Below are 21,431 nucleotides of genomic sequence, written 5' to 3'. Positions count from 1 at the left end.
CGCCGTCATGCAAGCGCCGGGCCACCGGCCTCGGCGACATGGGAACGTGGCGGGGAAACGGCGCGGTCGGGCCTCTGCGGCGGTGTGCGGGGAGGGCAGCCTGACGTCCCCGTGTTGGGATCCTTTCCAGGTTTTATTGAGATTCGATCAAGACGCGACGCCGTTCTGACGGCGTTCCGACATGCTTCCGCTAGCATGGGCGGGTCCGTCCCCCGAATTCGAGCGCCCCCATGCGGCTGCTGGTCATAGAAGACAACCGGAACCTGGTCGCCAACCTGTTCGACTATTTCGAGGTGCGCGGCCACACGCTGGACGCGGCGCCGGACGGCGTCACCGGGCTGCACCTGGCCACCACCCAGCGCTACGACGCGCTGATCCTGGACTGGATGCTGCCGCGGCTGGACGGGCAGCAGGTGCTGCGCGCGCTGCGCGAGGAGCACCATGCCGACGTGCCGGTGATCATGCTGACCGCGCGCGACGAACTGCCGGACAAGATCGCCGGCTTCCGCGCCGGCGCCGACGATTACCTGACCAAGCCGTTCGCGCTGCCGGAGCTGGAAGTGCGGCTGGAGGCGTTGCTGGTGCGCGCCAGCGGCCGCGGCCGCAGCAAGCTGCTGCGCGTGGGCGACCTGCAGATGGACCTGTCCACGCTGGAAGTGACCCGCGGCGGGCGTGCCCTGCATCTGTACCCGGCCTGCCGCAAGCTGCTGGAGGTGCTGATGCAGGCCAGCCCGGCCGCGGTCACCCGCGACCGCCTGGAGCAGGCGCTGTGGGGCGACGAGCCGCCGGACGGCGACATGCTGCGTTCGCACATCTACGACCTGCGCCGCAGCGTCGACGGTCCGTTCGCGGCCAAGCTGATCCACACCCTGCCACGCATCGGCTACCGCCTGGCGGTGGTCGGCCCCCACGAGGGCGAGCATGCCGACTAGGGCCGGCCTGCGGCAGCGGCTGACCCTGTGGCTGGTGGGCTACGCGGCGCTGCTGTCGCTGGCGGTGTTCGTGCATGGCTACATCGTCAACGACCAGGCCGAGCAGCTCACCTGGCGTTCGCTGCTGACTTCCGAACTGGACCACTTCCTGGCGCGCAGCGCGGCCGATCCGGACTACCGCTGGATCGACACCCGCACGGTGAGCCTGTACGGCGACGAGGGCGGGGCGCCGCTGCCGCCGGCAGTGGCGGCACTGGGCCCCGGCCTGCACGACGAAGTACAGCTGGAAGGCAGCGAGAAGGTGGTGCTGGTGCAGGACGTGCGCGGCCGCCGCCTGGCGCTGACGCTGGACATCACCGAACTGCACGACCACGAGGACAACCTGGCGCTGTGGATGTTGGTGTCCAACGCGGTGGCGGTGCTGCTGCTCGGCGCGCTGGTGGCCTGGGGCATGGGCCGGGTGGTGCAGCCGCTGACCGACATGGCCCAGCGCATCGGCAGCCTGCGCCCGGACCGGCCTGGGCAGCGCATCGAGGTGCATCCGCGCGCCAGCGCCGAGCAGGTGGTGATCGCCGAGGCGTTGAACGATTACCTGGCGCGCAACGACCTGTTCGTGGAGCGCGAGCGCGCCTTCATCGACAGCACCAGCCACGAACTGCGCACGCCGGTGGCGGTGATCGGCGGCGCCGCCGAGTTGGCGCTGGAGCAGCACGACGTGCCGCCCAGCGTGCGCAACCAGTTGCTGCGCATCCGCCGTACCGCCAGCGGCGTCGGCCAGTTGATCTCGCTGCTGCTGGTGCTGGCCAAGGACCCGGCGCGGCTGGCGCGCGGCAACGACCTGGTGCGGCTGGACCAGCTGCTGCCGGAGATCGTCGAGGACCATCGTCACCTGTGCGCGGACAAGCGCCTGGAACTGGTGCTGGCACCGCTGCCGCCGTGCGAGGTGCTCACCCCGCTGGCGATCGTGCAGGTGGCGATCGGCAACCTGCTGCGCAACGCCATCGAGAACAGCGACAAGGGCCGGATCGAGATCACCATGCCGGCGCCGGGCGTGGTCTGCATCGACGACCCAGGCCACGGCATGAGCCCGGAAGAGATCAGCGCGATCTACATGCGCATGGCGCGCGGCGGCGGCAGCCGCGAGGGCAGCGGCATCGGCCTGGACCTGATCGCGCGGCTGTGCGAGCACCTGGGCTGGGCGCTGCACCTGGATTCGCCGGCCGGCAGCGGCACCCGCGCGACCCTGGATTTGAGCAGCGCGCTGAAGCGCTCCGGGATGTCGCCGCCGTCGTCTGCGCCGGAGTGACGGGCTAGCGCCTGTCACCAAATCCCAAGCGTGCGCAAAGGGGCGGCCTTTTGGGTTGGCGCGGCAAGGCCATCATCGTCGCGCCACGCGACGCAAACCTGACGGCCTTGGAGGGCCAACGCGGCCTGCCCGGAATGGTGACTAAGCCTGCGCCGGCAGCAGCCCGCGTTGCGCCAGCCAGGCGCGCGCGTCGTCGGCGTCCTGTTCGAACCAGGCGCGGGTGGAGCCCAGTCGGTAGGTGTAGCCCCAGGCGTCCATGTCCGCCATCAGCCGCGCGCGGCCCACGCCGGGCAGGGCGTCGGCCAGCACGATCTGCAGGTAGCAGGTGGCGTCTTCCTCTTCCACCGAGTCGGTGGCGTCGGTATGCACCTGCGCGCGCCGCTGCGGCGGCAGCACGATCAGGTGGCAGGCCTCGTGCAGCAGCGAATGCACCGGCGTGTCGTCGCGCACGTAGACGTCGCTGGCGATCACCCCGGCTTCCGGCTCGCCCCAGTAGCTGCCGGGAATGGCGGCGCCGTCGGCGACGCGGTGCAGGGCCAGCCCGTAGCCGGCCAGCAGCGCGCGCGGCGCGTCCAGGCCGATCGCGCCCACGGTCAGCACCTGGGCGGCGTCAGCGGCAGGGGCGGTATCGGTCTGCATCGGGTGGACTTCGTTGGGACGGAAAGGGCGCGGCGGGCGCGCCCGATCACGGCGGGCACCGCGCCGGCGCGACCGGTGCGTCAGCCGCGGCGCCTGCCGCGGCCGACGCACGGCCTCAGGGCGTCGGGCCTTCCGGCAGGGCCACGGAGATGTCGAGCACGTCGTGCTCGCCGTCCTTGACCAGGTCCACCTTGACCGCGTCGGCGTCGATGTTGACGTACTTCTTGATCACTTCCAGCAGCTCGCGCTGCAGCAGCGGCAGGTAGTCCGGGCCGCCGCGGTGGTTGCGCTCCTGCGCGATGATGATCTGCAGGCGGTTCTTCGCGGTTTCGGCGGTGTTCTTCTTGGTCTTGAGGAAATCGAATAGTCCCATGCTCACCCTCCGAACAACTTGGTGAAGAAGCCCTTCTTCTCCACGGAGATGAAACGCATCGGACGTTCCTCGCCGAGAATGCGCGCCACGGCGTCATCGTAGGCCTGGCCGGCCGGGGATTCGCCGTCCAGGATCACCGGCTCGCCCTTGTTGGAGGCGTTGAGCACGTCGCCGGATTCGGGGATCACGCCGATCGCCTTCAGGCCGAGCACCTCCTCCACGTCGGTGATGCTGAGCATCTCGCCGGTTTCCACGCGCGCCGGGCTGTAGCGGGTCAGCAGCAGGAACGCGGGCAGGCTCTTGCCGTTCTCGGCCTTGTGGGTCTTGGAGTCGAGCAGGCCGAGGATGCGGTCGGAGTCGCGCACCGAGGACACTTCCGGATTGACCACCACCACCGCGCGGTCGGCGAAGTACATCGCCAGGAACGCGCCCTTCTCGATGCCGGCCGGCGAATCGCAGACGATGTAGTCGAAGCCGTCGGCGGCCAGGTCCTTGAGCACCTTCTCCACGCCTTCCTGGGTCAGCGCGTCCTTGTCGCGGGTCTGCGAGGCGGCCAGCACGAACAGGTTGTCGAAGCGCTTGTCCTTGATCAGCGCCTGCTTCAGCGTGGCTTCGTTGTGCACCACGTTGACGAAGTCGTACACCACGCGGCGCTCGCAGCCCATGATCAGGTCGAGGTTGCGCAGGCCCACGTCGAAGTCGATCACCGCGACCTTCTTGCCGCGTCGCGCCAACCCGCAGGCCAGGCTCGCGCTGGTGGTGGTCTTGCCGACGCCGCCCTTGCCGGAGGTGACAACGATAATTTCAGCCAAAGGACTATCTCCTGATACGTTCGTGGTTGGGCCGCGTCAGTCTTGCGCGGCGATCATGATCTGGTCCTGCTCCAGCCAGACCTGGACGGCCTTGCCACGCAGTTCCTTGGGAATATCGTCCAGCACCTTGTAGTGGCCGGCAATGGCGACCAGTTCGGCGTGGAAGTCGCGGCAGAAGATCCGCGCCTCGGTGTTGCCCTGCGCGCCGGCCAGGGCGCGGCCGCGCAGGCTGCCGTAGATGTGGATGCTGCCGTCGGAGATCACCTCGGCGCCGGCGCCGACGGTGGCCACCACGGTCAGGTCGCAATTCTCCGCATACAGCTGTTGCCCGGAGCGCACCGCACTCTTCTGCATGCGCCCGGGTTGCGGCCGTGCCGTGGGAGCGGGTGGCGGCGGAGGCGGGGGCGGCGGCGAGACCGGAGCCGGCGCCGCAGCGGGCGCGCCGCCATCGAACCGCTCGTACTGCGCGCGGAACTTGGCCAGCAGCGGCAGGCCCAGCGCCACCGACAGCTCCTCGATCTCGCGGGTGCCGTAGGCCAGCGCCACCGGCAGTACACCGGCGTCGCGCAGGCCGTCCAGCAGCGCCTGCGCGGTGGCCGTGTCCGGGGTCTGCGCCAGGCCGCCGAAATCGATGATCACCGCGGCACGGCCGAACAGCTTGGGCGCACGTTGTACCCGCTCGCGCATCTCCTGGCTCAGCCGCGCCACGTCCAGCGTGCGCACGCGCAGGTTGGCGATGCCGACCTGACCGATCTTCAGTTCGCCGGCCTGCTCGAAATCCAGATTCACCGACGACACGCTCAGGTCCCGGTCGGGCGCTGCGCCCGCTGCAGACGATGGGCGTGGCCGGCCCAGGGCAGGTCGGGCAGGGTGTCGCCGTAGGTTTCGCGCACCCACGCGTAACTGCACAGATCCTTCAACAGCATGCTCGCACGCACCTCCACTTCGTTCATCGTGTTCTGGCCCACTTCGCGGAAGCCGAAGCTGCCATGGAACAGCAGCGCCGCATCGGCACCGTGATCCAGAAAAACCTCGCACGCCAGTTGCGGGTAGCGCAACTCGGCGTAGCTCTGCACGTCGGCATAGAACGCCCGGCCGACGCCACCACCGCGGCGGCGGCTGGCCACCACGATGCGGTCGATATAGAAAAACTGCGGGTAGCGCTCGCGAAACCAGGCGAAATTGCTGCTGTCGTGGGCGCTGTCGCTACCGAACCCGACCAGGAAGCCGGCCAGGTTGCCGTCGCGCTCGGCGACGCGGAAGTACTCTGCGGTTTCGTAGAAGCGGTGCAGCTTGGCCGAATCCAGCGGCAGGATCGCCAGTCCGGCGTTGTTGTTCAGGGCCAGGACCGAATCGAGCTCGTGCTCGCGCACGTCGCGGATGACGATCGACATTGAGACTCCATTGCTGATGCGCGCGCGGCCCCGTGCGGGCCGCCGGGCCGGATTATCGCACGCGCGACCCGGGCCGGCGAGCCGCGGCGGCATGACTTCCGTGGGAGTGCAATGCGCGCCGTTCATCCTAAGATGGCTGCATGTTGGGATATCTCAGCCACACCCGCGTTCTGCGCTATGCCGGCCTGTTCACCTGGGCGGTCATCTGCATGCCGTTGCTGTACCTGTACTGGGAACCGGTCGAGGAATCGGGACGGATGCCCAGCGGCGAGGTGTGGCTGCTGCTGACCAGCTACCTGGGCTTCGGCGTGGTCTATTTCCTGCTGACCCGGCGCCTGCACAGCGGCGACGGCGTGCGCTGGTACGACCGCGGCATGCTGGTGCTGCTGACCATCTGCGCGCTGGCGGTCGGCTACCTGCACCGCTCCGGCCTGGGCAGCATCCTGATGATGGTGGCGGCCGGGGTGATCCCCTGGCTGCTGCCGGTGCGCGCCGGCGTGGCCTGGCTGCTGCTGAGCCAGCTGGCGGTGCTGCCGGTGTACCTGACCATCGGCTTCCCGCCGTTCGAGGCGCTGATGCAGTCGTTGCTGTACGGCGGCTTCTCCATGTTCATCTTCGTCACCAGCCTGGTCGCGCGGCAGCAGACCCAGGCGCGGGAGGAGCAGCGCCAGCTCAACGCCGAGCTGCGCGCCACCCGCGCGCTGCTGGCCGAGAGCGCCCGGGTCAACGAGCGCACCCGCATCTCGCGCGAACTGCACGACCTGCTCGGCCACCACCTGACCGCGCTGAGCCTGAACCTGGAAGTGGCCGGCCACATCACCGAGGGTCGCGCCCAGGAGCACGTGCAGCAGGCGCATACCCTGGCCAAGCTGCTGCTGACCGACGTGCGCGAGGCGGTGAGCCAACTGCGCGACAGCGGTGCGATCGACCTGGCGGCGGCGCTGCGGCCGTTGGCCGAGCGGGTGCCGTCGCTGCAGATCCACCTGCAGGTGGAGGAGCCGCTGACCGTGGAGGATCCCGAGCGTGCGCACGTGTTGCTGCGCTGCACCCAGGAGATCATCACCAACGCGGTGCGCCACGCCCAGGCCGACAATCTGTGGATCGAGGTGCGCCGCGACGGTCCGCAGGTGGTGATCCAGGCGCGCGACGACGGCCGCGGTTGCGAGACCCTGGCCCCCGGCAACGGCCTGCGCGGCATGCGCGAGCGCCTGAGTCAGTATGGCGGCAGCCTGGACGTGGCCGCCGCCCCCGGCGCCGGCTTCCGCCTGCGCGCCGTCGTTCCCGGCGCCGCCACCCTGCTGCCGCCCGCCGTTCCCCAAGGAGTGTTGTGATGATCCGTGTCTGCCTGGTCGACGATCAAACCCTGGTGCGGCAGGGCATCCGCTCGCTGCTGGCGCTGGACGGCGGCATCGAGGTGGTGGCCGAGGCCAACGATGGCCGCCAGGCGGTGGAGCTGATCCCGCAGGTGCTCCCCGACGTGGTGCTGATGGACATGCGCATGCCGTCGATGTCCGGGCTGGAGGCGCTGCAGACGCTGTCGCGCGCCGCGGCGCTGCCGCCGACCATCATCCTGACCACCTTCGACGACGACCAACTGGTGCTGGCCGGGCTCAAGGCCGGGGCCAAGGGCTATCTGCTCAAGGACGTGTCGCTGGAGCAACTGGTCGGCGCGATCCGCACCGTGGCCGCCGGCGGCTCGCTGGTGCAGCCGGCGGTGACCCAGCGCCTGCTGTCGGGCCTGGAGCACATGCGCAACGACTTCGTCAGCCTGGACCGGCCCGACCCGCTGACCGACCGCGAGACCGAGATCCTGCGGCTGATGGCCAGCGGCTTCTCCAACAAGGAGATCGCCAATTCGCTGGGCGTGGCCGAGGGCACGATCAAGAACCACGTCTCCAACATCCTGTCCAAGCTCGGCGTGCGCGACCGCACGCGGGCGGTGCTGAAGGCGTTCGAGCTGCAACTGGTCTGACGGGGCGGGGGGCGGCCCAGCCTGGCGTCGCGTTTGGTTCGGCCGCGCGCTGCAGTCGGTCTGAACACGACAGGAGGGCGGCCCGCGAAGGCGGATATCGCGCACGCCGGGCCGGTCCAGCGTGACCGGGCGCTGGGGAAGCGTGCCGGTACGTGGCGGCCGCGCCTGTGCCGCTCGGGGCAGTGGTCTGGCCCGAGTCCGGCCTGCATGCGTCACGCCTGCAGGCCTTGGGGCGCCGCCGTTGCTCGCTTCGATGCAGTCCATGGCCGGGCACGCATGTCTGTCCGATGCCACTGCCAGGACAATGGTCTGGTCGCCCTCAGTGCCGCATGCACGGCGATTGCCGGCATCGCGCGAGGCCGTTGCCGCGCAGGGCGAAGCGGCATTCCGTGATGTGCTGACCACGGACAGCGAAGCCTGCTAGGATGGGCGCTTCGCTTCATCAACCCGGCCGTGGGATCGGCCCCGGAGACCTCCTGAATGACCCGTATTATCGAGTTCCTGATCGCCCTGGGGATCGTGGCTGGCCTGTTCGTCATTGTCGGCGTGGTGCTGCCCTCGGAGCGTCACATGTCCGAAAGCGTCGAGACCAATCGGCGCATGACCATCGTCTATGACACGGTCAACAGCCTGCGTCGGTTCAAGGACTGGAATCCTCTGGTGCTGCGCGACCCGCGCATCGAGCTGAAGCTCTCCGGCCCGGAATCCGGCGTCGGCGCGCGCCTGGACTACAGCTCCAAGGAGGGCTACATCGGCAAGGGTAGCTGGACCATCACCTCGACCGAGAAGAACAAGGACGTGGTCATCGCCATCGAGGACGAGACCAAGGGCAAGGACAAGACCACCAGCTTCAAGCTCGAGCCGACCGGCAAGAACGGCCGCAACGTGAAGATCACCCAGGACTACACCGTCAAGTACGGTTGGGACCTGCTGGGTCGTTACGCCGGCCTGTACGTCAGCCGCCATGTCGGCGACGACATCAAGCTGGGCCTGTCGCGCCTGAGCAACGTGCTGGCCACCGTGCCGAACGTGGACTACCGCTCCGACGACACCCCGTTGAAGGACCTGAAGGTCGTCGACGTCCCGGCCGAGGACCTGCTGGTGGTCAACGCCGGCAACATCGACCGCGACAACGACTCCATCAAGAAGTCCATCAAGGACAACCAGGAGTGGATCAAGCGGGTGATGGACGCCAACGGCCTGGAAGCGGCCGGTCCGGTGCGTATCGTCACCACCGACTTCGGTTCGGACAAGTACGCGTTCGACGTCGCCCAGCCGGTGCGCAAGCGTGCCGGTGGCGCGCCGAAGGACGACGCCAAGAAGGATGAGAAGAAGGACGACAAGAAGGACGACGCGGCTGCCGCGCCGGTCGATGCCACCCCGGTTGCCGCCTCTGGCGAGCCGCTGAAGGTGACCATCCCGCAGGGCGCCCCGGTGACCTACCTGCGCACCGAAGCGCACCGTTCCGCCTTCGCCAGCTACACCGGCCACATGGCGGGCCTGGATGCGGCGCGCAATGCGCTGCGTGCCTGGGCCGCGACCAGCGGCTACGACGTGACCGACCGTCCGTACGAAGCCTGGAAGGGCGGAGTGGACAAGGCGTTCACGCCGGAAGGCACCTACGACATCTACTGGGCGATCAAGTAAGTCCTGCCCTGGTGGACGAGTGAACCGGAACGCGCCGCATCTTGCGGCGCGTTCTGTTTATGGGGGGCGGCAAACGCTGCCGCGCTCCCGGAGGGAACGCACATGCTGACGTTCGATCGCCGTACGCGCGGGCCGTTCTGGCTGTGCAGCGCCGGCGCGCTGCTTGCGGCCGTGGCCATCGGCCTGTCCGCCTATGCCTCGCACGGCGTTGCCGAGCCCCTGGCGCAATCGCACCTGCAGACCGCGGCGCTGTATGCCTTCGGCCACGGCGTGGCGCTGGCGGCGCTGGGCCGCCGCAGCGAACGCCTGCTCGCCCGCAGTGCGCTGTGCCTGCTGCTGCTCGGCACCGTGCTGTTCTCCGGCAGCCTGGCCGGCAACGCGCTGGCGCAGTGGCCGACCCGGCTGGCGCCGATCGGCGGCACCACGCTGATGCTGGGCTGGCTGCTGTGGGCGGTGGATGCGCTGCGGCGCTGAGCCGGAGTCACTTCGGCACAGGGGCGAAGCATGCCAAGCGCAGCAGCGGTAAGTGCGCAAAGGCGTGCTTGAAAACCGTGCAGGAGCGAAGCTGCAGCGGTGCGGCGCGATGCCGTCGCCGCGGCGACTCAGGGTGTGGGCGCTACACGCGCGCTAGCGGTCTTGTCCGCGCTGGGCGGCTCGTGGGTTGGGCCGCGCGCCGCGCTCAGCGGTCGCCGACCAGTTCCACCTGCGTCTTCAACCGCACCCACGCGTCCTGGCTGGGGTCGTTGACCGTGACCTGCACGGTGTAGGTGCCGAGCGGGTCGCTGTCCTCGAAGCGCAGTTGCACCGACAGCGGCGCCAGTTCCAGCAGGCCGGCGGCGGCCGGTGGGCCACCCATGCCCAGTGGTCGCATCGGATCCTGCAGGGTCGTGCTGCCATCGGGGCCGAGCACGCGCAGGCTCATCTGCGCATCGCAGGCGCCGTCGTTGTTGGGGCTGGGCGCGCAGCCGGAGTACAGCAGCGCCACGCGCAGCAACTGGCCGCGCTGCACGCGCGCGATCGTACGCAACTGCGGCGCGTGCGCGGCGTCGGTCTGCCCCCACTCCTGTGCGAACGCGGCGAAGTCGGCGTCGTCGGCGATCTGCAGCGCGGCAGCGAAGGCCTTGTCGTGCCCGCGCTCGGCGCTGTCGGGCAAGGCCTGGCCCTGCCGGTCGTGCCATTGCGCGGCGGCGCAGGTGGGCAGCGCCAGGGCCAGGAGGGCCAATGCCCGCCAGGCGGCGGTGCCGGCGCGCGGCCGGCGTGTGTCGGAACGGGTCATGCGCAAGCGGCCTCCTGCCAGCACCAGTGCCAGGGTTCGTAGACGATGCCATGCGGGTTGTCGCGCGGATAGCTCATCCGGTAGCCGAAGGCGCCGGCATGTTCGCGCAGCCAGGCGAAGGCCGGCGTGCGCTCGAAGCTTTCCTCGGCCGGCGGCTCGTCGGGCATGCCGATGTCCAGGGCGTGCCCGCTGTGGTGCTCGCTGAAGCCCGGCGCGGCATTGACCGCGAGGATCTGCTCCAGGGTCTGCCCGCGGGCGAACTTGCGCGCGAAGATGCCCAGTTGATAGGCGTGGCTGCGATAGCCGGAGATCACCTCCAGCACCACGCCATCGCGCGCGGCGGCATGGCGCAGCGCGTGCCAGGCGCGTGCGGCGCCCGCGCTCAGCCACAACGGGCGTCGGTAGCGGTCGTCGCCGGCCGCGTGCAGGGTGGCCGGTTCCGGCTGCAGCGGCAGGCCGGTGCGCTGCGCGTAGGCATCGGCGGCCAGGCCCAACTGGTCCAGCCGCTCCTGCAGCGCGTGCAGCGGCAACCAGGCCTCGTCCGCGGTTATCGCGCCGCGTGCGGGCAGCGCGTCGAGTCGATCCAGTGCCGCCTCGATGCCGGGTTCGTGCATCAGCCGCGGCACCAGCGCGTGCAGCCCGTGTGCGTTCGCGGTCGCCAGGTAGCGCCCGTCGTGCTTGCGCCGCAGCAGCCAGGTCGCCTGCGCGAGCTGCCGCGCGTCGGCGTTGCTGCGGGCGCGCAATCGCGTGGCCGGCAGCAGTTCGATGGTCTCGGTGTTGAGCAGCAGGCTGGGAACGGTGCGCATCGGCACAGGGTAGAGCCAAGCACCGCGGGCGGCCAGTCGCCGGGGAGTCCAGCCGCGCCCGTGTGGCCGCGCCGCACACTGCGCGGCGCGGCGAGGATGTTCAGAAGAACTCGTCGAGCAACTGGTGGAACTGCAGCCGCGTGAGGTCCGGCGTGGCGATGCCGTACGCGGCGAAGAAGCGGCCGGCGAGCTCCGGGCCGAATTCGTCCAGGCGGTTGGCCAGGATCGCCAAATCCTGGTACGGATCGGCGACCCCGGCGCGGCCGAGATCGATCACGCCGACGACGTGGTCCGGCGCGTCGAGCAGGATGTTGTCCAGCGAATAGTCGCCGTGGCACAGCACGCGCTCGCTGGCCAGCGGCAGCAGCGCGGTCATCGCCTGCCACACCGCGTCCGCCGACCAGCCGGCACGCGCCTCGTCGAAGTCTTCGGTGTCGACCAGACCCGCCTGCAGCCGGCGCTGCGCGATGGCCAGGCGCAGCAGGTGGCTGGTGTCGAACGGACAGGTGGCGATCGGCGTGGCGTGAAAGCCGCGCAGGAACTCGGCCAGCGCCTGCACGATACGCTGGGCCTGTGCGGGTGCTTCCAGCAGCCACTGGTAGGCGGTCTTGCCCGGCAGGGCTTCGCTCAGCAGCCAGGCGCCGGCGGCGTCGGCCTCGAAATGCAGCACGCGCGGCACGCAGCCCATTGCGCGCAGCCAGTGCAGGCGGGCGAACTCGTCCACCACCTCGTCGTGCGCCTCGCCGATGCCGCGCTTGAGGTACAGGTCCGGCGTGCCGGCGCCAGCGAGCCGATAGACCTGGGCGCCGGCTTCGCCGACGAGATTGCGGTGCCAGTGCAGGCCATGCAGCCGCGCGGACAGCGTCGGCGGCAGCGCCGGTGCGGTGGCGGGAATCTCGTGTGGCGCTAAGTCGTCCATCGGGCCGATCCTGGAGGCGTCATGTGGAGGGCGAAGCCGTCGCCGTCGTCGTTACGCACGCGGCTGGCGACGAGGACGAGCGTGGCTGGTGTTCCAGCATATCGCCTCGCATACGCCAGAACGCCCGACTTTGCGTCCTCGACGTATTGGACGCGTGCGAACCGCGAGAACGTGCCGCACCGCGTGCAGCACGTCGTTGCCCTGTGCGGTCGGTCGCGGCAGCGCCCGACGTGGCGACGCGTGTCGGACTCAGGCCAGGCGGCGGGCCGCGCGGCGTGTCTCTTCGCCGCCGGGAGCCTGCGTCGCGAGCGTCTGCCACTCCTGCAGCACCTGCCTGGGGTGTTCGACGCTGAGCAGCAGCCAGCCGCCATCGTGCAGGGGAACGGCCAGCACGCGGTCGCTGGTGATCAGGCAGAACGCCTTGTGCCCGTCGCGGGTCCGGAAGTGGCCGGCGTGGAAACCGGGGTAGCCGAAACCGAACAGCTTCAATGCCGGCTTGAAACCGGTGTGCTCGGACAGCGCGACCACGCGCGCGGCCTGCAGGCGCAGCGTGGTCAGCGGCACGCGCTTGGTCAGGAAGGTCGCGCGTATTTCCACCAGACCGTCGTGCAGCAGCACACGCTGTCGCGCGAAGGTGGCGGTACCGGCCACGCCGATCAGCGCCAGCAGCCCGAAATGCCACCAAAGCGCGCCGGGCTGCGCCGCGTGCAGCGCGAAGCCGCCGATCACCGCGGCCACCAGCAGCAACGGCAACCACAGCCACAACGCCAGACCCAGCCGATGCGCCGGCGCCACCGGATACTGCCGTGCCGGCGAGGGCGAGGTGGATCGCAGCCGGCTCATGGCGCGGCGCCGTGGCTGGCGGGCAGGGCGCGCACCCAGGCGGCGACATCGGCGATCAAGGCCGGGTCGACGTGGCCTGGCGTCGCGTACTCGCCCGGCCCGGGCGCGCCGGTGCCGGCGATGCCCAGGTGATTGAGTTGCGCGTAGCGGTGCATGGTCGCGCGCGGGTCGTCGGCCAGCGCCTGTTGCCACCGCTGCCAGTCCGGCGCGGTGACCTGGAAATCGCGCTCGCCCTGCAGCCACAGCACCGGCTGCCCGAGCGCGCGGACGTCGGCGACCGGGTCGACCTGGTCGAACGCACGCCAGTAGGTGGCGGGTACGTCCAACGGCGAATCGCTGCGCGCGACCTCGCCACTGCCGCGGACCTTGGCCACGCGGCGCTCGATCTCGGCCAGCGCCGCCTGCCGCTGCGGCGACGGCGGATGTTCCTGGCTCAACAGGTAGCGGTTCTGCTCGATCAGCAGGTCCAGCAACGGCCGCGCCGGCGCCGCCCACAGCACGATGCCGGCGGTCTTGCCGGAGCGGTGTGCGATGCGGGCGGCGAGCATGCCGCCCTGGCTGTGGCCCATCACCACGATCCGCGCAGGGTCGATGCCGGGCGTGCGCGCCAGCGCCGCCACCGCGGCGACGGCGTCGTCGGTGGTCTCGTCGTCCATGGTGAACCCCGCGTTGATGCGCCCGGCAAAGCTCTCCGGCAAGGCGAAGGTCCGCTTGTCGTAGCGCAACACCGCGATGCCCTGCGCGGCGAGCCCGCGGGCGACGTCGAGGAACGGACGGTTCGGGCCGATGGTCTCGTCGCGGTCCTGCGGGCCCGAGCCGTGCACCAAGACCACTGCCGGGAACGGGCCCTTGCCCGCCGGCAGCGCAAGCGTGCCCGGCAGTGGACCGACCGCAAACGCCTGTTCGCTGAAGCCGGCGTCGGCTGCGGGCGGCGGAGGCGCCGGCGGCGGTGCGGGCGTGAACAGCAGGCCGGCGATCTTGCCGTCCGCGTCGATCGACACATGCGCCAGCAGTGCGCCGCGCTCGAACTGCAGGCGCTGTTCGATCACGCGCAGCCCGTGCTGCTCGCGTTCGCTGGCCGGGCCGCGCTGCTGCAGCGCACCCAGTTGTGTGGACAGCGTGCGCCAGGCCTGGGCCAGCTTGTCGGGTGGCACCGCCTTGGCCATCGCCGGGGTGAACTCGGCTTCGACCGCGGCCAGGTCGCCGGCCTGCAGGCGATCCAGCAGGGCGCTGGCGGTCTGTTGCGGCGGCGCCGCCAGCGTCGTGAGCGGCGCCAGCAGCGCCGCCAGTGCAGGCGCGAGGAGCCGAGGCCGGCGCATGTCAGGCCTCCCGCTTGAACATCAGCAGCGGCTTGGTGCCTGGCAGCGTGAGCACGCTGACCAGTTCCCAGCCGAGCTTGCCGTGCTTGTTCAGGTCGGCCTGCAGCTCGTCCAGTTTCAGGCCCAGCATCAGGTTGGTCTTGGCCTCGACGGTGAGGTATTCCCAGCGCTTGCTCATGATCCGCGTTCCTTGTCGTCGCCGGGCTTGGGCAGCCGGCCCGCCTTGCGCAGCGCGTCGCGCAGCACGTATTCGATCTGCGCGTTGAGACTGCGCAGCTCGTCGTCGGCCCAGCGCTGCGCCGCCGCCAGCACGTCGGCGTTGATGCGCAGCGGATAGGCCTTCTTCTCGCTCATGACCGCTCCCGCCGCGCGGCGTCGCTGCGCCGCAGGTGCAGCAGCATCGACACGATCAGCGCGTTCACTGTCAGCAGCAGCACGATCGCCACCGCATAGACGCCGGCGCGCTGGCCGCCGGTCCAGTACAGCGCCGCTGCGCCGAGCAGGATCGCCAGGCCGATCAGCGCCCAGCGCAGGCCCAGCCCGCGCGCGCGGTCGTCGTCCTTGCCGCCGACCCAGGCGGCGATGACCAGGGCCGGCAGGCCGGAGAGGGCGAGCGCCAGCGGCGCGATGGCGGCGTGCATCAACATCGACACCTCAGTACAGCGAGCCGGCGTTGACGATCGGCTGGGTGCCGCGGTCCGAGCACAGCACGGTCAGCAGGTTGCTGACCATGTGCGCCTTGCGCTCCTCGTCCAGCTCGACCACACCGTTCTTCTGCAGTTCGGCCAGGGCCATCTCGACCATGCCCACCGCGCCGGCGACGATGCGCGTGCGCGCGGCGATCACCGCGTTGGCCTGCTGCCGCTGCAGCATCGCCTGGGCGATTTCCGGGGCGTAGGCGAGGTGGCTGATGCGCGCCTCGATCACGTCCACGCCGGCCTGGGTCAGGCGTTCGTCGAGGTGACGCTTGAGCTGTTCGCTGATCTCGTTGGGATGGCTGCGCAGCGAGATCTGCCCGTCCTCGTGCTGGTCGTAGGGATAGCTGGTGGCCATCGCACGCAGCGCCGCCTCGGACTGGATGTGCACGAAGCTCTCGTAGTCGTCGACGTTGTAGACCGCCTCGGACGCATCCATCACCTGCCACACGATCACCGCGGCGATCTCGATCGGGCTGCCGTCCAGTTCGTTGACCTTGAGCCGGCCGCTCTCGAAGTTGCGCACGCGCTGGCTGACCTTGCGCTTGCTGAAGAAAGGGTTGTTCCAGCGCAGGCCCGGGTCCTTGACCGTGCCCACATAGCGGCCGAACAGGCTCAGTACCGCCGCCTGGTTCGGTTCCAGCGAATACAGGCCGACCACCAGGAACAGCGCGACGGCCAGCACCGGGATCGCGACCAGCAGGGTCCACGGCATCGACAACGGCTGCAGCACGCCGGTGGCGATGATCGCCCCGGCGCCCGCCACGAACACCAGGACCAGGCCCACGATCATCGGAATGCCGGGCAGGGAGGAACGGGGCTGCTCTTTCATGGTGGCGCGTCCTTGGGTGGTTGGGCGAAACGATATCAAATTGATATCAGTTTGCAAGGGGCCGGGATTGGGGAGTCGGGAATGGGGAATGGTTGAGAGGCCGGGATTCGGGATTCGGGAGTGGGGATTGGTAAAAGCGAGCATGCGGACGGACCGAGGGGGACGCCTGTGCGCATCCAGCCGGATCGCCGATCTGGCGGTTTCAATGGAACGTCGCTGCGACAGCGAGCAGGCGCGCCCTGGCCGCATTCGCCGAGTGCATGCTGGAAGCACTTGTCCCCAGCCGGCCGAGGGTCGCCGGCACGGCGTCAGACTGACTGCGATCCGCTCTTGCGAATCCCCAATCCCCACTGCCGAATCCCGGCCTTTCGGCGAATCCCCAATCCCGATTCCCGAATCCCGGCCTCTCCGCGACTCCCGCCTCCCCATCCCGGCCGTCGTCGCAGGCAGCCACTCAACCGTTGAGGATCAGCACCGGGCTGCGGAACCCGCTGAGATGGTGAGTGCCGGTGGCGATGTCGCTGCGGTAGCGGCCGGGGACTTCGACCTGGCAGCGTTTGCCGATGCGCACGCCCGGGCCGATGTCCACCTGCCGGCCGAGCGTGGCCTGGGCGCCGACCTGCGCTTCCGCGCCGATCGTCACGCCGGCCTCGATCCACGCCGAGGCGCCGACCTTGACCGCCGATTCCAGCACCGCCGCCGCGCCGATCCAGGTGTTGAAGCCGATGTCGCAGTGCGCATCGACGATGGCGCCGACGCCGATCGCGCAGTTCTCGCCGACGCGCGCGCTGGCGGCGACCTGCGCGCCGCGGCAGAGCAGCGGCGGCATCTTGAAGCCGCGCGCCTTGAGTTCGCCCATCAGCTCCTGGCGGCGGAAGTTGAGGAACTGCGCGTCCCAGGCGACGAAGGCAGTGGCGCCGGTGTCGGCCAGCGCCTGCAGCGCATCCAGATCGAAGCGGTAGTCCTTGCCCTGTGCCACGTCCACCGGGTGCAGCACGCAGTCCGGCGCCGCCTCGGCCCAGGCGGCGAGCGCCCAGCGCAGCCGTGCACCGCTGCCGATCACGTACTTGTCAGAGGACATGGCGGCCCTCCATGACGTCCATGTACCAGCGTTCGATCTGCATGTTGGCGTGCTCGTAATCGCCCAGCACCGCGCGCGGGGCGCCGGCGCGCAGTCCCGACTGCACCTGTTCCATGATCTCGATGTCCTCGCGCAGCACCTTCTCGGCGCCATGCAGGTGCCCCAGCAGCACCGCGTCCGAACCCGGATAGCGATGCTTCTTGCGCGCGGTGACGTAGTAGACCAGCAGGTCGGTGCGCTGCGCCGACACCGGCTGGTGGTGCTCGATGATGAAGGAATAGCCGCCCGAGCCCGAGGCGATGTGCAGGTTCGGGTACAGCAGCCAGTTCAGATACCAGTCGTCGTTGCCGAAGCGGTCGACGTGGGCGTGCCAGGGGTAGTGCGCCATCGCCACCAACGGCTCGTTGAGGCCACCGCTGCTGAACGCGCGCAGGCGCGCCAGATGCGCCTCGCGCGACGCGCTGCCCTCGGCGTGATAACGGCGTGCCTCGGCAATGCCGGCGTCGTCCATCTGCACCTGGAACTTCACCTGCTGCGCCAGGGTGCGTGCATGCACGAAACGCGGGTGCAGCGCATCGCGCAGGTTTTCGTAGGCCAGCTTCCAGTTGAAGTCGGCCTCGAAGGTCGCCACCAGCACTTCGTCGTCGAACTGCTCGGAGGCGGCGCGCAGCATCTCCAACGCTTCCAGCGAGAACTGCGTCTCCAGCGGCATCGGCTCGGCCGACAGGTTCACGAACACCAGCTTGCCGAGGCAGGCCACGGCGAAGCGGCGCAGCCGCAGGCAGGCGCGTGCCTCCGGAGCCAGGCGGTAGGCATCGTCCTGGAAGGGAATGTTCTCCACGCTGCCGTCGGCGCCGTAGCGCCAGCCGTGGTAGCTGCAGACCAGCGGGCGCACGCCTTGCGGTTGCTGCTGCAGCGGGTTCTGCCGGTGCAGGCACAGGTTGTCGAAGGCACGCAGTTCGCCGTCGATGTTCTGCACCACCACGTCCACGCCGCAGATCGAGCGGCGCACGAAGGCGTTGGGCTTGTCCAGCAGCATGCGCGGCGCCACGAACTGCCACAGCGGCAGCATCAGCTGCGTGCGCTCGCGGGCGAACCAGGCCTCGTCGATGTAGGCCTCGGCCGGCATCAGCGACTGCATGGGCGCTCCCCGGCGGTGCGGCAGGGCGTGCCGTGGCGGTTTCCGGCGCTGCGTGCGTGCATGGCGACATCCCCAGTGACGCTGCAGAAGATAGCACCTCGCTGCGCGCAGGCGCCTCCGCGCCATTGCTATGGGCATTGCAGAATTGCCGGTACGGCCGCCGCTACGGCAGCAACACGATGGCACCCGTGCTCGCGCGCGATTCCAGCAATCGGTGCGCATCGGCCGCGCGTTCCAGCGGCAGCCGCGCGCCGATCTCGACCCGCAGCCCGTCCGCCAGCCGTTGCAGCGTGGCCTGCGCCGCCGCGCGATAGCCGTCCAGGTCGCGGGCGATGAAGCCCAGCACGCTCGGCCGCGCCAGCGCGATCGAGCGCGCCGGGCCGAGGTCGTCGAGGTCCACGCAATGCCGTGCGCCGACCGCGGCGACCTGGCCGATGCTCGCGACCAGGCCGAACGGGCGCACGGCGCCGAGCGTGCGGGTCAGGACCTCGCCGCCGATGCCGTCGATGGCGTAGTCGACGCCGTCGCCACCGCCGAACGCGCGCGCGGCGGCGACGAAATCCTCCTGCCGGTACTCCACCACCGCCTCGGCGCCATGGCGGCGGGCCAGCTCGGCCTTGGCGGCAGAGCCGACCGTGCCGATCACGCGTGCGCCGAGTGCGCGCGCCCACTGCGTCGCCAGCAGGCCGAGCCCGCCGGCCGCGGCGTGCACCAGTAATGTGTCGCCGGCCGCGACCTGGCGAACGCGATGCAGCAGCATGTGCACGGTGATGCCTTTCAATAGCCCGGCAGCGGCCACCTCGTCGCTCAGCGCGTCGGGGAGGGGCAGCACGCGCGCGGCCGGCAGCGTGCGCAGGCTGGCGTAGCTGCCATTGGGCAGGCCCGCATAGGCGACCCGTTGGCCGGGCGTCAGCGTGCGCACGTCGGGACCCACCGCGTCGACCACTCCGGCCGCCTCGATGCCGAGCGCTTCCGGCAGGTGCGGCAAGGCATGCGCGCCGCTGCGGAAATAGATGTCGACGAAGTTCACGCCGATGGCGGTCTGGCGGACGCGGACCTCGCCAGGGCCGGGCGCGGCGACCGGCGCATCGAGTCGGCGCAGCACGTCGGCATCGCCATAGCGGTCGATGCCGATGCGCAGGGCAGTACGGGAAGGGGACATGGCGGTTTCTCGGGGTGGGGAGGAGGTCACCATCATCCGGCTGTGCATAATTCGGCGGAATTCCCTTCTTTCGCTCAGGCGCTGTGCAAAATTCGACCGACACCAGCCCGCTCCCGGCCGCATCTCCCGCGATGAGCTGGGACGATGTCCGCTACTTCCTGGCCGTCCTGCGCGACGGCAGCCTGTCCTCGGCGGCGCGGACCTTGCGGGTCCAGCACTCGACGGTGGCGCGGCGCATCGACGCGCTGGAGGCGACACTGGGCCTGCGCCTGTTCGACCGCCTGCCGCGCGGCTGGCTGCCGACCGCCGAAGCGCTGCAGTTGGCCGAGCACGGCAGGCGTCTGGAAGCGGAGGCGCATGCCTTCGGCCGTGCCGCGCAGGGCGCCACGACGTTGGAAGGCGTCGTGCGGGTCTCGGCCTCGCCGGTGTTCGCCAGCCACTTCCTGGCGCCGCGCCTGGCCCGCGCCCAGCGTGCCTGGCCGGCGCTGCGCATCGATCTGCTGGGCGAGGCGCAGGCGGCCAACCTGTACGCGCGCGATGCCGATCTGGCGGTGCGGCTGTCGCGGCCGCAGGCGCCGGGACTGGTGGCGCGGCGCATCGGCAGCATGCGCTTCGCGTTGTGCGCGAGCCCGGAGTGGGCCCGCGCGGCGCCTGCCAGCTGGTCATTTGTCGGCTATGACGATGCGCTTGCGCACACTCCGCAGCAGCAATGGCTGCAGCGCTTCGCGGGCGGGCGCCGGTTCGCTTTCGTCGCCAACGATCTGGCCGCGCAACTGCATGCCTGCGTGGCCGGGGCCGGCGTGGCGCTGCTGCCGCGGTTCCTGCTGGAGGCGACCGCGGCGAGCGCCGGCGGGGCGCTGGTCGAACTGCCCGAGGCGCCACGCTGCGACGTGGAGCGTGAGATCTGGCTGGTCGTGCATCCGGACGTGCGTCGTGCGCCGCGCGTGCAGCGGGTCGCCGAGGCCATCGCCGACGCGGTGCAGGCGGCGGACGGGCGGCTTTAGAATAGCCACCCCCTCTTCGCGCAGGCGCCGCCGCCATGGTCACTCTGGGAACCCCGCTGTCCGCTTCCGCCACCCGTGTGCTGCTGCTCGGCTCCGGCGAACTGGGCAAGGAAGTGGCGATCGAACTGCAGCGCTTCGGCGTGGAGGTGATCGCGGTGGACCGCTATGCCGACGCGCCGGCGATGCAGGTCGCGCACCGCAGCCACGTGGTCGACATGCTCGATGCGATGGCGCTGCGGGAGTTGATCGCGCGCGAGCAGCCGCACCTGATCGTGCCGGAGATCGAGGCGATCCATACCGAAACGCTGGTGGCGCTGGAGCGCGACCTCGGCCAGCGGGTGATTCCCACCGCGCGCGCGGCGCGGCTGACCATGGACCGCGAAGGCATCCGCCGCCTGGCCGCCGAGACCCTGGGCCTGCCGACCTCGCCGTACCGTTTCGTCGACACGCCCGAGCAGTACCGCGAGGCGATCGCCGCGGTCGGTTTGCCGTGCGTGGTCAAGCCGGTGATGTCGTCCTCCGGCAAGGGCCAGAGCACGCTGCGCAGCGCCTCCGACATCAACGCGGCCTGGGAATACGCGCAGACCGGCGGCCGCGCCGGCGCCGGCCGCTGCATCGTCGAGGGCTTCATCGACTTCGACTACGAGATCACCCTGCTGACCGTGCGCCATGCCGGCGGCACCGCGTTCTGCGATCCGATCGGGCACTGGCAGAAGGATGGCGACTACCGCGAGAGCTGGCAGCCGCAGCCGATGTCGGCGCTGGCGTTGCAGCGCGCGCAGGACATCGCCCGCGCGGTCACCGACGATCTCGGTGGCTGGGGCCTGTTCGGCGTGGAGCTGTTCGTCAAGGGCGACGAGGTGTGGTTCAGCGAGGTGTCGCCGCGGCCGCACGACACCGGCCTGGTCACCCTGGTGTCGCAGGAACTGAGCGAGTTCGCCCTGCATGCGCGCGCGATCCTCGGCCTGCCGATCCCGGCGATCCGCCAGAGCGGCCCGTCGGCCTCGTGCGCGCTGCTGGCGCACGGCGAGGGCGTGCCGCGCTTCGGCAACGTCGGCGCCGCGCTGCAGGCGCCCGACACCGCCCTGCGCCTGTTCGGCAAGCCCAGCGTGCACGGCCACCGCCGCGTCGGCGTGACCCTGGCCCGCGGCGCCGATATCGAGCAGGCGCGCCAGACCGCCCGCGACGCCGCCGCTGCCCTCACCATCGACCTCGACGCCTGAAGATTCGGGCACAGGAAAGCGGGCCGCAAGGCGAGCCCGCTTTCATCCCCACTCC

At 70.3% G+C, this 21,431-nt stretch carries 25 protein-coding genes; 8 read left to right on the top strand and 17 right to left on the bottom strand.

The window, feature by feature from the left end; genetic code table 11:
* The first annotated feature begins 230 nt into the window (after nucleotides 1-230).
* Together QN245_RS15535 and QN245_RS15530 are read left to right on the top strand one after the other, a co-directional pair.
* Nucleotides 231-932, top strand: a complete 702-nt coding sequence (locus QN245_RS15535; protein WP_160964355.1) for a response regulator transcription factor — start codon at nucleotides 231-233, stop codon at nucleotides 930-932.
* On the top strand, nucleotides 922-2,238 hold the full coding sequence (locus QN245_RS15530; RefSeq protein ID WP_160964356.1) for a sensor histidine kinase: 1,317 nt from the start codon (nucleotides 922-924) through the stop codon (nucleotides 2,236-2,238). The genes QN245_RS15535 and QN245_RS15530 overlap by 11 nt, the downstream gene beginning before the upstream one ends.
* 141 nt (nucleotides 2,239-2,379) lie before the next feature.
* On the opposite strand, the gene QN245_RS15525 is transcribed toward QN245_RS15530, so the two are convergent.
* The 5 genes from QN245_RS15525 to QN245_RS15505 all read right to left on the bottom strand — a co-directional run bounded on the left by QN245_RS15525 (nucleotide 2,380) and on the right by QN245_RS15505 (nucleotide 5,456).
* Nucleotides 2,380-2,877 carry a hypothetical protein gene (locus QN245_RS15525; RefSeq protein WP_160964357.1) on the bottom strand — a complete coding sequence of 166 codons (498 nt, stop codon included), beginning with the start codon at nucleotides 2,875-2,877 and terminating at the stop codon, nucleotides 2,380-2,382.
* A 115-nt stretch (nucleotides 2,878-2,992) separates the two neighbouring features.
* The gene (minE, locus tag QN245_RS15520) at nucleotides 2,993-3,250 is read right to left on the bottom strand and encodes a cell division topological specificity factor MinE (protein ID WP_160964358.1); all 258 of its coding nucleotides are present in this window, start codon (nucleotides 3,248-3,250) and stop codon (nucleotides 2,993-2,995) included.
* 2 nt (nucleotides 3,251-3,252) lie between these two features.
* Nucleotides 3,253-4,062, bottom strand: a complete 810-nt coding sequence (minD, locus tag QN245_RS15515) for a septum site-determining protein MinD (RefSeq protein WP_160964359.1) — start codon at nucleotides 4,060-4,062, stop codon at nucleotides 3,253-3,255.
* A gap of 36 nt (nucleotides 4,063-4,098) precedes the next feature.
* On the bottom strand, nucleotides 4,099-4,860 hold the full coding sequence (minC, locus tag QN245_RS15510) for a septum site-determining protein MinC (protein ID WP_160964360.1): 762 nt from the start codon (nucleotides 4,858-4,860) through the stop codon (nucleotides 4,099-4,101).
* Between the two features lie 2 nt (nucleotides 4,861-4,862).
* Nucleotides 4,863-5,456: a GNAT family N-acetyltransferase gene (locus tag QN245_RS15505; protein ID WP_160964361.1), complete on the bottom strand. Its 594-nt coding sequence runs from the start codon at nucleotides 5,454-5,456 to the stop codon at nucleotides 4,863-4,865.
* Nucleotides 5,457-5,596: 140 nt separating this feature from the next.
* On the opposite strand from QN245_RS15505, the gene QN245_RS15500 reads away from it, so the two are divergent.
* From QN245_RS15500 to QN245_RS15485, 4 genes are all read left to right on the top strand, one after another.
* Nucleotides 5,597-6,787: a sensor histidine kinase gene (locus QN245_RS15500; RefSeq protein ID WP_160964362.1), complete on the top strand. Its 1,191-nt coding sequence runs from the start codon at nucleotides 5,597-5,599 to the stop codon at nucleotides 6,785-6,787.
* Complete coding sequence (locus tag QN245_RS15495; protein WP_160964363.1) at nucleotides 6,787-7,428, top strand: response regulator; 642 nt, start codon at nucleotides 6,787-6,789, stop codon at nucleotides 7,426-7,428. The genes QN245_RS15500 and QN245_RS15495 overlap by 1 nt, the downstream gene beginning before the upstream one ends.
* Nucleotides 7,429-7,908: 480 nt before the next feature.
* Nucleotides 7,909-9,075: a polyketide cyclase gene (locus QN245_RS15490; protein ID WP_160964364.1), complete on the top strand. Its 1,167-nt coding sequence runs from the start codon at nucleotides 7,909-7,911 to the stop codon at nucleotides 9,073-9,075.
* A gap of 102 nt (nucleotides 9,076-9,177) precedes the next feature.
* Nucleotides 9,178-9,549, top strand: a complete 372-nt coding sequence (locus tag QN245_RS15485) for a DUF423 domain-containing protein (protein WP_160964365.1) — start codon at nucleotides 9,178-9,180, stop codon at nucleotides 9,547-9,549.
* 205 nt (nucleotides 9,550-9,754) lie between these two features.
* Here the strand turns inward: QN245_RS15485 and QN245_RS15480 are convergent, their stop codons facing one another.
* From QN245_RS15480 to QN245_RS15425, 12 genes are all read right to left on the bottom strand, one after another.
* Nucleotides 9,755-10,351 carry a hypothetical protein gene (locus QN245_RS15480; RefSeq protein WP_317843601.1) on the bottom strand — a complete coding sequence of 199 codons (597 nt, stop codon included), beginning with the start codon at nucleotides 10,349-10,351 and terminating at the stop codon, nucleotides 9,755-9,757.
* Complete coding sequence (locus tag QN245_RS15475; RefSeq protein ID WP_317843600.1) at nucleotides 10,348-11,157, bottom strand: M15 family metallopeptidase; 810 nt, start codon at nucleotides 11,155-11,157, stop codon at nucleotides 10,348-10,350. The genes QN245_RS15480 and QN245_RS15475 overlap by 4 nt, the downstream gene beginning before the upstream one ends.
* A 100-nt stretch (nucleotides 11,158-11,257) precedes the next feature.
* Complete coding sequence (locus tag QN245_RS15470) at nucleotides 11,258-12,076, bottom strand: APH(3') family aminoglycoside O-phosphotransferase (protein ID WP_160964368.1); 819 nt, start codon at nucleotides 12,074-12,076, stop codon at nucleotides 11,258-11,260.
* A 249-nt stretch (nucleotides 12,077-12,325) separates the two neighbouring features.
* Nucleotides 12,326-12,919, bottom strand: a complete 594-nt coding sequence (locus QN245_RS15465; RefSeq protein WP_237475189.1) for a PH domain-containing protein — start codon at nucleotides 12,917-12,919, stop codon at nucleotides 12,326-12,328.
* Entirely contained in the window at nucleotides 12,916-14,238 is a 1,323-nt protein-coding gene (locus tag QN245_RS15460) for an alpha/beta hydrolase (RefSeq protein ID WP_184448167.1), read from the bottom strand. The genes QN245_RS15465 and QN245_RS15460 overlap by 4 nt, the downstream gene beginning before the upstream one ends.
* Before the next feature lies 1 nt (nucleotide 14,239).
* On the bottom strand, nucleotides 14,240-14,416 hold the full coding sequence (locus QN245_RS15455; RefSeq protein ID WP_160964370.1) for a DUF4177 domain-containing protein: 177 nt from the start codon (nucleotides 14,414-14,416) through the stop codon (nucleotides 14,240-14,242).
* Complete coding sequence (locus QN245_RS15450) at nucleotides 14,413-14,592, bottom strand: type II toxin-antitoxin system antitoxin (RefSeq protein ID WP_160964371.1); 180 nt, start codon at nucleotides 14,590-14,592, stop codon at nucleotides 14,413-14,415. Before QN245_RS15450 ends, QN245_RS15455 begins: the two co-directional genes overlap by 4 nt.
* Nucleotides 14,589-14,879, bottom strand: a complete 291-nt coding sequence (locus tag QN245_RS15445; RefSeq protein WP_160964424.1) for a hypothetical protein — start codon at nucleotides 14,877-14,879, stop codon at nucleotides 14,589-14,591. Before QN245_RS15445 ends, QN245_RS15450 begins: the two co-directional genes overlap by 4 nt.
* A gap of 13 nt (nucleotides 14,880-14,892) precedes the next feature.
* A complete protein-coding gene (locus QN245_RS15440) occupies nucleotides 14,893-15,765 on the bottom strand; it encodes an SPFH domain-containing protein (RefSeq protein ID WP_317843599.1) in 873 nt (290 codons plus the stop codon).
* A gap of 454 nt (nucleotides 15,766-16,219) precedes the next feature.
* The gene (locus QN245_RS15435) at nucleotides 16,220-16,846 is read right to left on the bottom strand and encodes a DapH/DapD/GlmU-related protein (RefSeq protein ID WP_317843598.1); all 627 of its coding nucleotides are present in this window, start codon (nucleotides 16,844-16,846) and stop codon (nucleotides 16,220-16,222) included.
* Complete coding sequence (locus tag QN245_RS15430; RefSeq protein ID WP_317843597.1) at nucleotides 16,836-17,987, bottom strand: aromatic ring-hydroxylating oxygenase subunit alpha; 1,152 nt, start codon at nucleotides 17,985-17,987, stop codon at nucleotides 16,836-16,838. The genes QN245_RS15435 and QN245_RS15430 overlap by 11 nt, the downstream gene beginning before the upstream one ends.
* Nucleotides 17,988-18,150: 163 nt before the next feature.
* Entirely contained in the window at nucleotides 18,151-19,149 is a 999-nt protein-coding gene (locus QN245_RS15425; RefSeq protein ID WP_317843596.1) for a quinone oxidoreductase family protein, read from the bottom strand.
* Between the two features lie 131 nt (nucleotides 19,150-19,280).
* On the opposite strand from QN245_RS15425, the gene QN245_RS15420 reads away from it, so the two are divergent.
* Nucleotides 19,281-20,153: a LysR family transcriptional regulator gene (locus QN245_RS15420; RefSeq protein ID WP_317843595.1), complete on the top strand. Its 873-nt coding sequence runs from the start codon at nucleotides 19,281-19,283 to the stop codon at nucleotides 20,151-20,153.
* Nucleotides 20,154-20,188: 35 nt separating this feature from the next.
* The gene (gene purT, locus QN245_RS15415; RefSeq protein WP_317843594.1) at nucleotides 20,189-21,376 is read left to right on the top strand and encodes a formate-dependent phosphoribosylglycinamide formyltransferase; all 1,188 of its coding nucleotides are present in this window, start codon (nucleotides 20,189-20,191) and stop codon (nucleotides 21,374-21,376) included.
* Nucleotides 21,377-21,431 lie beyond the last annotated feature (55 nt).

The organism is Xanthomonas rydalmerensis, assembly GCF_033170385.1.
Lineage (GTDB): Bacteria > Pseudomonadota > Gammaproteobacteria > Xanthomonadales > Xanthomonadaceae > Xanthomonas_A > Xanthomonas_A rydalmerensis.
This window is presented reverse-complemented; position numbering and strand designations above follow the sequence as displayed.

Excerpts from the sequence above, each read along its gene's own strand:
- QN245_RS15465 (WP_237475189.1), bottom strand. The coding sequence starts at position 12,919 with ATGAGCCGGCTGCGATCCACCTCGCCCTCGCCGGCACGGCAGTATCCG.
- QN245_RS15420 (WP_317843595.1), top strand. The coding sequence starts at position 19,281 with ATGAGCTGGGACGATGTCCGCTACTTCCTGGCCGTCCTGCGCGACGGC.
- minE (WP_160964358.1), bottom strand. The coding sequence starts at position 3,250 with ATGGGACTATTCGATTTCCTCAAGACCAAGAAGAACACCGCCGAAACC.
- QN245_RS15425 (WP_317843596.1), bottom strand. The coding sequence starts at position 19,149 with ATGTCCCCTTCCCGTACTGCCCTGCGCATCGGCATCGACCGCTATGGC.
- QN245_RS15505 (WP_160964361.1), bottom strand. The coding sequence starts at position 5,456 with ATGTCGATCGTCATCCGCGACGTGCGCGAGCACGAGCTCGATTCGGTC.
- QN245_RS15435 (WP_317843598.1), bottom strand. The coding sequence starts at position 16,846 with ATGTCCTCTGACAAGTACGTGATCGGCAGCGGTGCACGGCTGCGCTGG.
- QN245_RS15445 (WP_160964424.1), bottom strand. The coding sequence starts at position 14,879 with ATGCACGCCGCCATCGCGCCGCTGGCGCTCGCCCTCTCCGGCCTGCCG.
- QN245_RS15490 (WP_160964364.1), top strand. The coding sequence starts at position 7,909 with ATGACCCGTATTATCGAGTTCCTGATCGCCCTGGGGATCGTGGCTGGC.
- QN245_RS15535 (WP_160964355.1), top strand. The coding sequence starts at position 231 with ATGCGGCTGCTGGTCATAGAAGACAACCGGAACCTGGTCGCCAACCTG.
- QN245_RS15460 (WP_184448167.1), bottom strand. The coding sequence starts at position 14,238 with ATGCGCCGGCCTCGGCTCCTCGCGCCTGCACTGGCGGCGCTGCTGGCG.
- QN245_RS15530 (WP_160964356.1), top strand. The coding sequence starts at position 922 with ATGCCGACTAGGGCCGGCCTGCGGCAGCGGCTGACCCTGTGGCTGGTG.
- QN245_RS15525 (WP_160964357.1), bottom strand. The coding sequence starts at position 2,877 with ATGCAGACCGATACCGCCCCTGCCGCTGACGCCGCCCAGGTGCTGACC.
- purT (WP_317843594.1), top strand. The coding sequence starts at position 20,189 with ATGGTCACTCTGGGAACCCCGCTGTCCGCTTCCGCCACCCGTGTGCTG.
- QN245_RS15455 (WP_160964370.1), bottom strand. The coding sequence starts at position 14,416 with ATGAGCAAGCGCTGGGAATACCTCACCGTCGAGGCCAAGACCAACCTG.
- QN245_RS15430 (WP_317843597.1), bottom strand. The coding sequence starts at position 17,987 with ATGCAGTCGCTGATGCCGGCCGAGGCCTACATCGACGAGGCCTGGTTC.
- QN245_RS15440 (WP_317843599.1), bottom strand. The coding sequence starts at position 15,765 with ATGAAAGAGCAGCCCCGTTCCTCCCTGCCCGGCATTCCGATGATCGTG.
- QN245_RS15470 (WP_160964368.1), bottom strand. The coding sequence starts at position 12,076 with ATGGACGACTTAGCGCCACACGAGATTCCCGCCACCGCACCGGCGCTG.
- QN245_RS15450 (WP_160964371.1), bottom strand. The coding sequence starts at position 14,592 with ATGAGCGAGAAGAAGGCCTATCCGCTGCGCATCAACGCCGACGTGCTG.
- QN245_RS15480 (WP_317843601.1), bottom strand. The coding sequence starts at position 10,351 with ATGACCCGTTCCGACACACGCCGGCCGCGCGCCGGCACCGCCGCCTGG.
- QN245_RS15495 (WP_160964363.1), top strand. The coding sequence starts at position 6,787 with ATGATCCGTGTCTGCCTGGTCGACGATCAAACCCTGGTGCGGCAGGGC.
- QN245_RS15500 (WP_160964362.1), top strand. The coding sequence starts at position 5,597 with ATGTTGGGATATCTCAGCCACACCCGCGTTCTGCGCTATGCCGGCCTG.
- QN245_RS15475 (WP_317843600.1), bottom strand. The coding sequence starts at position 11,157 with ATGCGCACCGTTCCCAGCCTGCTGCTCAACACCGAGACCATCGAACTG.
- QN245_RS15485 (WP_160964365.1), top strand. The coding sequence starts at position 9,178 with ATGCTGACGTTCGATCGCCGTACGCGCGGGCCGTTCTGGCTGTGCAGC.